Source organism: Pseudarthrobacter sp. MM222 (assembly GCF_947090775.1).
Classification (GTDB): Bacteria; Actinomycetota; Actinomycetes; order Actinomycetales; family Micrococcaceae; genus Arthrobacter.
On record NZ_OX352321.1, the window covers coordinates 193925 to 206746 of the forward strand.

The 12822-nt window shown below is 67.9% G+C and carries 11 protein-coding genes; 6 read left to right on the forward strand and 5 right to left on the reverse strand.

Going from position 1 to position 12822, the window contains the following annotated elements:
* Window positions 1-15: 15 nt before the first annotated feature.
* Complete coding sequence (gene mmuM, locus OM977_RS00960) at window positions 16-1035, forward strand: homocysteine S-methyltransferase (RefSeq protein WP_442960679.1); 1020 nt, start codon at window positions 16-18, stop codon at window positions 1033-1035.
* Between the two features lie 71 nt (window positions 1036-1106).
* Here the strand turns inward: mmuM and OM977_RS00965 are convergent, their stop codons facing one another.
* Both OM977_RS00965 and OM977_RS00970 read right to left on the reverse strand, forming a co-directional pair.
* Window positions 1107-1601, reverse strand: coding sequence for a hypothetical protein (locus OM977_RS00965; protein ID WP_264355703.1), 495 nt, complete (start codon window positions 1599-1601; stop codon window positions 1107-1109).
* Between the two features lie 182 nt (window positions 1602-1783).
* Window positions 1784-2779, reverse strand: a complete 996-nt coding sequence (locus tag OM977_RS00970; RefSeq protein WP_442960738.1) for an A/G-specific adenine glycosylase — start codon at window positions 2777-2779, stop codon at window positions 1784-1786.
* 265 nt (window positions 2780-3044) lie between these two features.
* Here OM977_RS00970 and OM977_RS00975 point away from each other — a divergent pair, with 265 nt between their 5' ends.
* A complete protein-coding gene (locus tag OM977_RS00975; RefSeq protein ID WP_333473993.1) occupies window positions 3045-3626 on the forward strand; it encodes a hypothetical protein in 582 nt (193 codons plus the stop codon).
* Between the two features lie 69 nt (window positions 3627-3695).
* Here OM977_RS00975 and disA read toward each other — a convergent pair whose 3' ends face one another.
* A complete protein-coding gene (disA, locus tag OM977_RS00980) occupies window positions 3696-4772 on the reverse strand; it encodes a DNA integrity scanning diadenylate cyclase DisA (protein WP_264355706.1) in 1077 nt (358 codons plus the stop codon).
* Between the two features lie 331 nt (window positions 4773-5103).
* Here disA and OM977_RS00985 point away from each other — a divergent pair, with 331 nt between their 5' ends.
* Window positions 5104-6717 carry a peptide chain release factor 3 gene (locus OM977_RS00985; RefSeq protein WP_264355707.1) on the forward strand — a complete coding sequence of 538 codons (1614 nt, stop codon included), beginning with the start codon at window positions 5104-5106 and terminating at the stop codon, window positions 6715-6717.
* A gap of 238 nt (window positions 6718-6955) precedes the next feature.
* Window positions 6956-8314, forward strand: a complete 1359-nt coding sequence (locus OM977_RS00990; RefSeq protein WP_264355708.1) for a GAF domain-containing serine/threonine-protein kinase — start codon at window positions 6956-6958, stop codon at window positions 8312-8314.
* 25 nt (window positions 8315-8339) lie between these two features.
* Here OM977_RS00990 and OM977_RS00995 read toward each other — a convergent pair whose 3' ends face one another.
* Window positions 8340-9539, reverse strand: coding sequence for a PucR family transcriptional regulator (locus tag OM977_RS00995; protein WP_264355709.1), 1200 nt, complete (start codon window positions 9537-9539; stop codon window positions 8340-8342).
* Window positions 9540-9638: 99 nt separating this feature from the next.
* Here OM977_RS00995 and OM977_RS01000 point away from each other — a divergent pair, with 99 nt between their 5' ends.
* Window positions 9639-10718, forward strand: a complete 1080-nt coding sequence (locus OM977_RS01000) for a ferredoxin reductase (RefSeq protein WP_264355710.1) — start codon at window positions 9639-9641, stop codon at window positions 10716-10718.
* Window positions 10719-10731: 13 nt separating this feature from the next.
* Window positions 10732-11934 carry a fatty acid desaturase family protein gene (locus OM977_RS01005; RefSeq protein ID WP_264355711.1) on the forward strand — a complete coding sequence of 401 codons (1203 nt, stop codon included), beginning with the start codon at window positions 10732-10734 and terminating at the stop codon, window positions 11932-11934.
* Between the two features lie 242 nt (window positions 11935-12176).
* Here the strand turns inward: OM977_RS01005 and OM977_RS01010 are convergent, their stop codons facing one another.
* Window positions 12177-12818 (reverse strand): class I SAM-dependent methyltransferase, encoded by a 642-nt coding sequence (locus OM977_RS01010; protein ID WP_264355712.1) that lies wholly within the window; start codon window positions 12816-12818, stop codon window positions 12177-12179.
* Window positions 12819-12822: the final 4 nt, after the last annotated feature.

Here is a 12822-nt window from a genome sequence, read left to right on the forward strand (position 1 = left end):
TACAAGCATTGAAAAATGCTCATTACGCACATGTGGGAGCCGTCGATGTTGAATCAGCACATCCATCCGCCCAGAAACACCAAGCTGTCGCGCATGCTCGATGCTGGAGCGAACCTGACTGTGGACGGGGCACTCGCCACCGAGCTTGAAGCGCTCGGCTGTGATCTGGAAGACCCGCTGTGGTCGGCTAAGGTCCTTCTGGAACAGCCGGAGCTCGTCAAGCGCGTACACGGCGACTACTTCCGCGCCGGTGCCTCGGTGGCCATCACGGCCAGCTACCAGGCAACACCGCTGGGATTTGCGCGGCGCGGCATCGGTGAGGAGGACGCGTTGGAACGGGTGGCATTGAGTGTGCGGCTGGCCGACGAGGCGCGCCGCGAGCACCGGGCAGAAAACCCGGAGACGGGCACCCTGCTGGTTGCAGGATCGGTCGGGCCGTACGGCGCGTACCTCGCCGACGGGTCGGAATACCGGGGCGACTACTTCCTCAGCCACAACGAGTTCCTGGAGTTCCACCGGCCCCGGATCGCAGCGCTGGTGGAGGCGGGAGCTGACTTTCTTGCCTGCGAGACGCTGCCTTCATTGCCGGAGGCCGAGGCCCTTTTGGCGCTCCTGAAGGAATTTGAGGTCGAAGCCTGGCTCTCCTTCACGCTGCGGGACGGCGGCCACATCGCCGACGGTACGCCGCTGGCTCAGGTGGCAAAGCTTTGCGGGGAGCAGCCGCTCGCCGTGGCGATCGGCGTGAACTGTGTGCCGCTGGAGCTGGTCGCTCCAGCCCTGGAGGCCTTGGCCAACGCCACCGAGAAGCCGCTGATCGCGTATCCGAATTCGGGTGAAAGCTATGACGCAGTCACCAAAACGTGGGGGCCGGCCGTGGCCGGGGACCGCCCATCGGGTCCCGGCAGTAAACAGCCTGCAGGCCTTGCGGAGGGGGCGCCCCTCTGGCGTGAACTTGGTGCCCGGCTGATCGGCGGATGCTGCCGGACCACCCCGCAGGACATCGCCGCAATGGCCAGACTGTCAGTGCGGCCCTGACCGGAAGCTGCCAGGGGGCGGAGTAGGTCCGGTTTACGGTTGATCGCAGCGCACCGCCCCGCGGGATGCCGCTAATCCGCCTGCCGGAGCCCGGCCGCATCCAGAATGAGTCCCGCAGAGATGAACCGGCCGCATTGCTGGCCGTACGGGTAGGCCACCCGGGGCGTGAAGGTCACCGTCCGGACGGGCAGGGGCAGGCCACTGACGTCAATACCGCTGGACGTCGCGTCAATCCGGGACTCAGTCAGCCGGTCGAACATCAGCATCCCGGTGAGGGTCCCATCGGGGGAGGAGGTGGCCGAACAGGCCCTATCGCTACCCGGGCCCGGTTCGCAGCCCTGGTCCACGGTGGTGCTCCCCGGAAACAGCTCCAACTCCGACTCAACGCAGCGGCCCTCCTGGCATGCCCGGAGCCGGATGGTCTTCACCGTAGCGGCGTAGTCCCGCGCAACCGTCAACGCAACCACCGGCGCCGGAGCAATCGCCGGGCAAGCCGTCTCGGGCTGGCAACCGGCCGCCGGAAGTGCTGCAACAGCCAGGGCGAGAACCGCCGCAAACTTGCGCATGCCTCAGGGTAGATCCGGAAGGCCGGTCCAGCTAGGCCGTCCGGATTCCTGCACTGGCGCCAGGCGCCGGGCGCCATACCGCCGCCGCACCCCGTTCGTGCCGGGCGCACCGGGCCCCGCACCCGCCGTTGCACAGCGGCGCCTCCGCGCCATCCGTGCCGCCATGCGGCACCCACGCCCGGTCAGGCCGGTAGCCGGAGACCGCCAAGGTGCAGTTCGGCGAGACCGTCGGCCAGCAGGCCGGCCAGCGCACGTTCAAGCTGTTCGGGTGCGGAATTGAGCCGGTGCAGGGCCGCCAACGGAATGCCGACCCCGGCCGGCTCGAAGCCAAGGTCCGCCGGGGCGCGCTGGAGCAGTTCCGGCGGCACCGGGGCATCGGCCACGCGGAGGACGGCCAGCACGGCGCCGCGGACCTGGCGGTCCGTCCCGTGCCAGGACTGGCCTTTCGGCGTATAGGTCGGCGGCGGTTCGCCGGCAGCGAGCCAGGCGCAGGAACTGCGCACGGGGCATGCGCCGCACTTCGGCGCCCGAGCCGTGCAAACCAGGGCGCCGAGCTCCATGACGGAGGCATTCCAGCGCACGGAGGCCCCGACGTCGTCCGGCAGCAGCTGCCCCGCCAGCCGCATCTCCGTGGCGGTCAGCGCCTGCGAAGGCAGGGCGGTGCCGGCAAACAACCGTGCATGGACCCGGCGGATGTTGGTGTCCACCACCGTTTCGCGGCGTCCGTAGGCGAAAGCGGCGACGGCCGCCGCGGTGTAGCTGCCCACGCCGGGAAGCCCCAACAGCTCCGCGTAGGTGGCAGGGACCATCCCGCCGTGGCTGTCCCCGATGGCGACGGCCGCCGCATGCAGGCGCAGCGCCCGCCGCGGATAGCCGAGCCGGCCCCACGAACGGACGGCTTCACCTGCGGACTCCCTGGCCAGGTCGGCCGGCTCCGGCCAGCGCCGCAGCCATTCCTCCCAGACCGGAAGGACACGCACCACCGGGGTCTGCTGCAGCATGATCTCGCTGACCAGCACGCCCCAGGCAGAACAGCCGGCATCCCGCCACGGGAGATCGCGGGCGTGGGACTCGAACCAGGTGTCCAGGGCAGCATGAAGGCCGGCCAGCGAGGCGCCGGCGTCCGAGGGCGGGACGCCGGGCGTCGGGCCCGACGGTTTTTCGGGTGGCGCGGCCATGGGCAGGGCGGGGGGATCGGCTAAAGCTTTGATCCAATCAGCGTAATAGATGCGGGCGGTGGCCGCTCCAGCGGCGTGGTGGGACCCCATAGTCTGCGGGGGTCTCTAGCCTAGAAGGATGGGCAGGCAAGGCAACTCAGGAACAAGCGGTTCACGACCGAAGGGTTCCGGCAGCGGACAGGCCGCGCGCAAGCCCGCCAGGAAGCCCGCGCGGAAACCGGCGCGGAAACCGGCCAGCCCGGTCTTCCGCCGCCGACGGCTGTTGGTGGGCGCTGCCCTTCTCGCGGTGATCGCCGTCGTCGTGGGCGGCTTCATTGCCGTCGCCAGCATCATCAACGGCGACGGGCAATCCGTTCCGGATGGGGCCGCAACATCCACCGGTGCCCAGACAACTGGTCCGAGCCAGTCCGCTGCAACGTCCTCCGCCACGCCCTCCGCCACGTCGACGGAGGCCAGCGGCTGCCAGCAGAACCTCATCGTCGTCACGGCTTCCACCGACAAACCGAGCTACGGCGCCGGTGAGAAGCCGCTGCTCAGTCTCAAGGTCACGAACAACAACAAGATGCCGTGCGAGGTCAATATCGGAACCTCGCAGATGGAGTTCCTGATCACCAGCGGCTCGGACCGGATCTTCTCCTCGCAGGACTGCCAAGCAGACAGCACGGACCTGATGAAGACCATCGCGCCGGGCAAGAGCGAGACGGCCAACTTCCCGTGGCAGCGCAACCGTACCGTCCAGGGCTGTGACCCCATCGAAGCGAAGCCGGGCGCGGGCGGGGCGTACTACGTCTTCACAGCGCGCCTGGCGAGCAAGACGAGCCCGAAGGCCGTGTTCCAGCTCAACTGATTTCATCCGCTGCTCCGTAAACGCCCTTTTGGGGCCCCAAAAGGGCAGTTGCGGAGCAATCGACGGGGTTTAGAGGAACCTGTCCAGCAGACTGGCTTCAGCCATGCGGCTCAGTCCCTCGCGGACGGTGCGGGCACGCTGGTCGCCAATGCCGTCCACGGTCATGAGGTCATCGATTGTGGCCGCCATCAGGAACTGCAGCCCGCCGAAGTGGTCCACCAAGCGGTCGGCGACGGCCTTCGGCACGGCCTTGAGCCCGGACAGCAGGCGGTAGCCGCGCGGCTGGACGACAGCATCGAGGTTGGCCTCCCCGCCGGCAAAGCCGACGATGCCCGCGATCTTGCTAAGGTCGATCAGCTCCGTGGGGCCGAGGCTGACCAAGGCCTTGACGGCTTTGTCGATGTCTTCGGGGGAGGTGTCCGCGCCGGAGTAGTCCCGGATGATGACATCGCTGCCGGGACCCCGGCCCACCGTCAGTTCGTCCAGCTGCAGCGATAGCAGGCGCCCGTCCTCACCAAGTTCCAGCACGTACTGCGAGATCTCCTCGGAGATGCGGCGCACCATTTCCTGGCGCTGAAGGGTGACCGCAACGTCGCGAACGGTCACCATCGCCTCGATCTCGAGCGCTGACAGCGAGCTGGTCACCTGGTCCAGTCGCGAACGGTACCGCTCCAGGGTGGCCAAGGCCTGGTTGGCGCGGGCCAGGACCTTCTCCGAGCCTTCCAGCACGTGCCGCAGCCCGTTCACGTAGAGCGCGATAATCTGCATGGACTGGCTTACTGAGATGACCGGCACGCCGGTCTGGATGGCCACGCGTTCGGCGGTGCGGTGACGTGTTCCTGATTCCTGGGTTTCGATGCTGGAGTCCGGCACCAGCTGCACGGCGGCGCGGAGGATATTGCTGGCGTCCTTGTCGCAAATGATGGCGCCGTCCATCTTGGCCAGTTCCCGGAGCCGCGTGGGGGAAAAGTCGATGCCGATGTCGAAGCCGCCGGAACAGATGGACTCGATGGTCCGGTCGATGCCGAGCACGATCAGCGCACCGGTCCGTCCGCGGAGGATGCGTTCCAGGCCGTCGCGAAGGGCGGTGCCCGGTGCCACCCTGCCCAGAGTCGCCTTAAGTGAATCTTCAGGGCTCCGAGCCATCAATTTCCCTTCAAAGGTGCAGGCCAGCGCCCGCAGGTACGCCGGTTTCCAGTGTTTCCCGGCAGGATCAAAAGTACTCGGTTCCCCGCTCTCACCATGATAGAGGTAACGGAGGGCCGCAACCGCACAGGCAAGCCTTAAAGTGGCCCATTCGAGACCTGCGCGCGGGGCCCCGGAATGGCCCCGGAGCGCGCCGCCCGAAACCGCACTTTGGCGGTGTCCGGGACCCGCTTCGCGTCAGTTCGGCGGCCTGCGATAAACTGGAAGCCGTGGATGGACCGCGGGCTCTCCGCGCGATTCCCCTCCCCACCGCCGCAGCGAAAGTAGCACCGTGTCCCAAGACGTCCTTAGCCCCGCCCGAGTCCAGGAGATTCACAAGCAGGCGGCCCGGCGTCGGACTTTTGCGGTGATCTCGCACCCCGACGCCGGCAAATCCACCCTGACGGAGGCCCTCGCACTGCACGCCAAGGTGATCGGCACTGCCGGCGCCTCCAGCGGCAAGGCCAACCGCAAGGAAACGGTCTCGGACTGGATGCAGATGGAAAAGGACCGCGGCATCTCCATCAGCTCCGCCGCGCTCCAGTTCGGCTACCGGGACACCGTCATCAACCTCCTGGACACCCCGGGCCATGCGGACTTTTCCGAGGACACCTACCGCGTGCTCGCGGCGGTGGACTGCGCCGTCATGCTGGTCGACGCCGCGAAGGGCCTGGAAACCCAGACCATGAAGCTCTTCGAGGTCTGCAAGCAGCGCAACCTGCCCATCATCACGGTCATCAACAAGTGGGACCGGCCCGGCCTGGACGCCCTCGCCCTCATGGACGAAATCACCGAGCGCACCGGGCTGCAGCCCATGCCGCTGACCTGGGCCGTGGGCATCTCCGGCGACTTCCGCGGCGTCTGGGACCTGCGCAATGACCGCTTCGCGCAGTTCAAGCGCAACAACTCCGGCGCCAACATCGCCCTCACCGAGTACTTCACCCCTGACGAGGCCGCGGCCAGCCAGGGCGATGACTGGTCCAACGCCGTGGACGAGGCCGGGCTGGTCATCGAATCCAACCTGGCGTTCGACGTCGAGGCCTTCCACGCCGGCAAGGCGACGCCGATCCTCTTCAGCTCGGCCGCGCTGAACTTCGGCGTGAAGGAGATCCTGGACGCCCTCGTCGACTTCGCCCCGCCCGCTGCCCCGCGGCCCGACGTCGAAGGTGAGCCCCGCCCGGTCGACGCCCCGTTTGCCGGGTTCGTTTTCAAGGTCCAGGCCGGCATGAACAAGGCCCACCGCGACCACGTCGCCTTCATCCGGGTCTGCTCCGGGATGTTCGAGCGCGGCATGGTGGTCACCCAGACCCGGACCGGGAAGTCCTTCGCCACCAAGTATGCCCAGCAGGTGTTCGGCCGCGAACGCGAGGTCATTGACGAGGCGTTCCCCGGCGACGTCGTTGGCCTGGTGAATGCCTCGTCGCTGCGGGTCGGCGACAGCCTGTTCCTGGATCAGCCGGTGGAGTTCCCCGCCATCCCCTTGTTCGCCCCGGAGCACTTCCAGGTGGCCCGGTCCAAGGACCCCAGCCGCTTCAAGCAGTTCCGCCGCGGCATCGAGCAGCTGGAGCACGAAGGCGTCATCCAGGTCCTCCGTTCCGACATCCGCGGTGACCAGGCCCCGGTGCTGGCCGCCGTCGGACCTATGCAGTTCGAAGTGGTCGAAGACCGCATGGCCCACGACTTCAGTGCGCCCATGCGGCTGGAGCGGTTGCCGTATTCGATTGCCCGGATCTCGACGGCGGACGCCATGGCGGTGCTGGCCAACGTCCCCGGTGCCGAGGTGCTGCTGCGCTCCGACGGCGAGTACCTGGCTTTGTTCAACGACGTCTGGGCGCTGCGCAGGATCGAGAAGAACCATCCGGACCTGACGCTGCTGCCGATCGGCACCCACAATCCCGCAAAATAGCGGTCGCCGCTGGTCCCGGGAAACGTTCAGGAAAATGTGCTGCACGGCTTCCCAGGGGCGGTTTCCGGGTTATCATAAGTAACCTTGCTAACACTGCGGGAGCCGGCGATCCTGCCGGCGATTTGGACTGACCCGCCCGACTTCATCGGCGGGACCCGCACTAAGGGACAACGAACACTTCTTGACTGACACGACTTTCCAGCCGGCGGCTTCGAAGCCGGCCACAGCCATACGGAGCATGGAACCCGGATTCCTGCTGAGCGGCCGGTACCGTGTTGAAGAACTCATCGGCCGCGGAAGCCAGTCCACCGTCTACCGTGCCCATGACGAACTTCTGCAGCGTCAGGTCGCCGTCAAGGTCTTTCGCAATGGCGCGGACGACGTCGAGCGCACCCGCCAGCAGGGCCAGGAAGTCCGCATCCTCGCCGGGATGAGCCACCACGCCCTCGTGACACTGTTCGACGCCGGCGCCGACCTCAGCGACCCGGACGCGAGGCTCAGGTACCTCGTGATGGAACTCGTGCGCGGTCCGGATCTGCGGCACCGCGCGGCCCAGGGGCCGCTCTCGGCGGCGCATATGGCTCTCATCGGCCACGACCTGGCCGACGGCCTCTCCTATATGCACCACCACGGCATCGTCCATCGGGACATCAAGCCGGCCAACATCCTGCTGGTCGACTACAGCAATGACGACCGGCGTCCCCGGGCCAAGCTCAGCGACTTCGGCGTAGCGGTCCTCCAGGGGGCGGGCCATGTCGCCGACGAGGGCGGAACGTCGGGAACCCCCGCGTACCTCAGTCCTGAACAGGCCGCGGGCGAACCCGCCAGCCCGCCCAGCGACATCTACTCGCTGGGCTTGGTGCTGCTCGAAGGGCTCACCGGAAAGATGGCTTACCCGGGGGCTCCGATCCAGTCTGCCGTCGCGCGGTTGCTCCAGGATCCGCACATCCCGGAAGAACTCGCCCCGATGTGGGTAGCGCTGCTGTCCTCCATGCTCGCCCGTGATCCCTCCGAGCGGCCGGCCGCCCGCGAGGTGTCCCTGGCACTGCGGCAGGAAGTGATCAACGGAGCCGGCCGGCACCGGCTCGATGAGACCCCGACTTCCACAGACGAGGAAGGGCGCATGCGGGCGGTGGAGCGGTACCGGATCCTGGACACACCCGCTGACGGCGTCTTCGACCGGGTCGCGGGCCTGGCGGCCCGCCTGTTCTCGGTGCCCGTCGCGATCGTCAGCGTGGTGGACCACGACCGGATCTGGTTCAAGGCCCATCACGGCACCGACGTGACGGAAATCGGCCGGGACCCCGGGCTGTGTGCCTCGGCGATCCTGCAGGATGAGGCCTGGGTGGTCGAGAACGCCACCCTGGACCCCCGCACGCTCGCCAATCCGCTCGTGGCCGGCGAATTCGGGCTCGAGTTTTACGCCGGGGTGCCGCTGCGCACTCCGGACGGCTACAACCTGGGGACCTTTTGCATCCTGGACACGAAGGCGCGGGAGTTCACCGCTGAGGACACCCGGATGCTGGAGGACCTCGCCGCGATCGTGATGAACGACCTCGAGATGCGGCTGCAGAGCCGGGAAGCGATCGCCCGCTAGGGATGCAGGGCGGGGCCGCGGGGGCCTAGCGTCGTCCCGCGAGTAACGCCAGTTCCAGCTCAAACCGCGCCCGCGGGTCTTCCAGGGTGTCGCCGAACAGTTCCCGCAGCTGCGCCGCGCGGTAGCCGACGGTCTGCGGGTGGATGCCGAGTTCGGCCGCCACGGGAGCACGCTGGCCCCAGTGCCGCAGCCAGGAGAGCAGTGTTTCCGCCAGCCGTTCGCGCTGGGCCGGGCGCAGCCCCTCCAGCGGTGCCAGACGGCGGTTGGCCAGCTCAGTAATGGCGGACGGTTCCGCGCCGAGGATCACCTGGGCCAGGTGGTCGTCCGCCCAGATCGGCGGGTCTTCCGGACCGTCCCGCGGCTCCAACACGGACGCCGCCAGCACGGCGAGCCGCAGCGAGTCGGGGACTTTCTCCCAGCCGCCGGCCGGACCCACGGAGGCGCTGCGGCCCTGCAGCGCCGTTTCGAGGTGCGCCCGCGCGGTACTGGACTTCTGCACCGGAACCAGGGCGACGACGTCGGTCTCCCGTTCGATCACAAGCGTTCCCGCGCCCAGCCGCAGCCGCAGCCCGGCTGCCCGCTCCAGCGGCAGCGTCACCACCACCATTCGCGGCGGCAGGGACCAGTCAGCCAGGGCTGCCTTTTGACGGAGGGCTGCCTCATCCGCCTGACCCAGCAGCAACAGATCCAGCAGTTCGGTGCGGCGCCGGTCCACCGCGCCGGCCCGCTCGGACTGCTCAAAAGCGTAGGCCTCGGCGCTGACGGCGGACAGTTCGTCGATGTAGGCCAAAATCGATTCGCCCAGGTCCACCACGACGCTCTGCCCCAAATGGTGCTCGACGGAAACGCGGGACATCTCCCGGAACGTCACCCGGGCGCCCATGCGGTAGGCGCTCAGCAGCGCGTCCATGCTCCTGCCCTGCCGGAACTCGCCGCTTCCCAGCCCAGCCACCAGCTGCCGGCTCTCCTCCGACAACGCCGGAAGCCTGGTCCCGGGCAACTGCAGGAAGCGGTCCAGCGCCGCGGCCACCCCGCGGCGGAGGCCGCGGCCGAAGCGGCCCTCAATCGGCCGGGCGTAGGCGGGTACCAGCTGCGGCACCGCGTCGATGATGGCCTCCACTATGCCCGGCATCATGGGCCGGAGCATATCGCTGACCTCCCGCGGCAACGCCAGCCAAGGCGGGTCGTAACTGGGGGCCGCAGCGCGTCCGGATGGTGAGTTCATGGCTAGGATCCGTAAAGTTGTTTCAGACAGACAGTTTCTTTGATTCGATCGTATGCCTTGGGTGAAGAACTATGACGCAAACTGACATAAGCTTAGTAAATGATCCGGCTCCGTAAGCTGGCGCGCGCCGCATCTCTACTGACCACCCCGCTAGCTCCAGAAGACATCCTGGCGCTTTTCAATCCCGTGTATTCTGCCCGCCAGTTGCGCGGGGTCGTCACCCGGGTGGTTCCAGAAACGGCCGATTCCGCCACCATTTTCTTCCGTCCCGGCCGCGGCTGGCAAGCACACCTTGCCGGCCAGTGGGCCCGCATCGGCGTTGAACTCGACGGCGTCCGCCACTGGCGGTCGTACTCGCTCAGCGCCCCGGCCGGCCAGGACCCGGCCATCACCGTCACCGATATGGGCGCTGTCTCAGGGACCCTGGTGCGCAGCACCAAGCCCGGCGACGTGCTCTTCCTGGCATCGCCGCAGGGCGACTTCGTCCTGCCGGAACACCCGCGTCCGCTGCTCATGCTCACCGCCGGCAGCGGCATCACTCCGGTCATGTCGATGATCCGTACGCTCGTTCCGCACCGGCCCGACGCCGACGTCGTCCTCATCCACACCGCCCGGACGCCGGCGGACGCCATTTTCCGCGAGGAACTTGCCGAACTCGCGGACCAGTTCCCCAACTTCCGCGTCATCCACTGGTTCACCGGGGAACGCGGACGGCTGGACTTCACCTCCGCCGACGAGCTTGAGGGGCTCTGCCCCGACTGGCGCCAGCGGGCGGCCTACGCCTGCGGCCCCGAGGGCTTCCTCGACGACGCCGAAGCCCTTTGGGAAGCCGAGACCGCCGGGACGTCCGCGGAGGCCGCACAGTCCGCCACCCTCACGATCGAACGTTTCAGCACCAAGCTGGCCGGCGGTGAGGGGCACGACGGCGGCCTGGTCACTTTCGAGGCGTCGGACCGCGAGGTCGAAGCCGACGGCGACACCCCGCTGCTCGACGTCGGTGAGGACGCCGGCGTCCTGATGCCCAGCGGCTGCCGGATGGGCATCTGCCACAGCTGCCTCATCCCCCTCCGGGCCGGCCAGGTCCGTGACCTGCGCACGGACGAAGTCCACGGCGAGCCCGGCCAACTAATCCAGACGTGCGTTTCGGCTGCCGCCGGACCCGTTAACCTCGACCTCTAAGGAGTACCACCGCATGACGATTGTTTCCGACAAGCCGGACGTTTCCGGGGACGCTGACAACGGTGACACGGCAACGGCCACGGTGACCCCCGCCCCCAAGCGGCGGCCCGGCGCCCTCGCCGAAACCGGCAGCCCGCTGGTCCGCCCGGCCGCGGCGGCGCACCTCTCCGACGAGCAGGTCGCCGAGCTGGGCCGCGAACTCGACGCCATCAAAGACGAAATCCTCGCAAAGCGCGGCGCCAGCGACGCGGCGTACATCCGCCGGGTGATCAAGGTCCAGCGCGGGCTGGAAATCACCGGCCGTGCCACGCTGCTCATGAGCAAGCACAAAGCCGCCTGGGTGGCCGGCACCGCGATGCTCAGCTTCGCCAAGATCCTGGAAAACATGGAACTGGGCCACAACATCCTGCACGGCCAGTGGGACTGGATGCGGGACCCGGACATCCACTCCACCACCTGGGACTGGGACTTCGTCACCCCCACCCGCTCCTGGCAGCACACCCACAACGACCTGCACCACCGCTGGACAAACGTGGTGGGCAAGGACAACGACATCGGGTACAACCTGCTGCGCATGGATCCCTCCCAGGAATGGAAGCCCTTCAACCTGGGCAACCCGCTGTACAACGCCATCCTGGCACCGGTGTTCGAATGGGGCATCGCCCTCTACGACCTCGAGCTGCCCGACTACCAGGAGGGCAAGAAGAGCAAGGAGGCCATGACCCGGGACCTCAAGGCCCTGGGGCTCAAAGCCCTGAAGCAGTTCACCAAGGACTACGCCGCCACACCGGCGGTTGCTATGCTGACCGGCTCCGGCAAGCAGGCGCTGTACGGAACCCTGACCGCCAACGCGGTCCGGAACGTGTGGGCGCACGCGATCATCTTCTGCGGGCACTTCCCGGACGGCACCGACACCTTCACCGAAGAGATGGTCGACGGCGAGACCCGCGGCGACTGGTATGTCCGGCAGATGATCGGATCGGCCAACATCTCCGGCTCCAAGTTCATGCACCTGATGAGCGGTAACCTCTCGCACCAGATCGAGCACCACCTCTTCCCGGACCTGCCGTCCAACCGCTACGCCGAGGTGGCCCCGAAGGTGCAGGAGATCTGCAAGCGCTACGGCCTGCCGTACACCACTGGGCCGCTGCTGAAGCAGGTCGGTTCCACCTGGGCCAAGGTCTTCAAGCTGGCCCTGCCGCCGAAAAAGGCGTAACGTCCCGGGACTGCGTCCCGGCAACACAGCTACAGATGAATGAGGGGCGCCTGCCAGTACACACCGGCAGGCACCCCTCTTTGCGCGCGACGTGCGCCTTGGCGGCAGCGCAGACACTGTCCGCTCAAACTGCTTTATTGGCGCGGGAGCGGTGCCGGGTCCAACTCCGAAAACGGCGCCAGCGTGTCGGTGCCGCCACAGCTCTGCGCCTGCTCGCAGATACTCTCTGATGCCAGGCAGCTTTATGCCCCGGCTTTGACCGCCACGCCGAGGATGTGGGCCACCCGCGGGTTGCCGGGCAATGCGGAAAAGCCGAAGCGCTCCAGGTCCTGCACGGTGAGGCCTACCCGGGCGATCGCGGCGGCGGTGTCGCGGTTCGGGTGGCATCCGCCCGCGATACGGCTCCACAGCGGCGTAAGGAGGTCCTCGGCCGCCCCCAGCACACGATTTGCCGAGCGGACGTGTTCATAGAACAGCAGTAGGCCACCCGGCCGGAGGACCCGGACAGCCTCCGCCAGGGCGGCGGACTGCTCCGCCACGCTGCACAGCACCAAGCTGGAGACAACGACGTCGATCGAGGCGTCCGCCGCCGGCAGCGCCTCGGCCCTGCCATCCTGCACCGTGACGGGCACCGGCGCCCTTGTGGCGGCGGCCAGCGCCAAAGCCCGGAGCGTCGGGTCTGGTTCCAGCGCCAGCACGGCCGTCACCGCGGCCGGGTAGTGTGGAAAGGTTGCCCCGTAGCCTGCCCCGATCTCGATGACGGCGCCGTGCGCGGCTGCCACGAGGCGCCGGCGGTGGTCCGCCGCTCCGCGGGCGTCCATGCGCGGACCCACGCGGGCGAAACGCCGCCCGAACGACGGAGTGCGGGGGGTGGCGTCTGGCATGGCG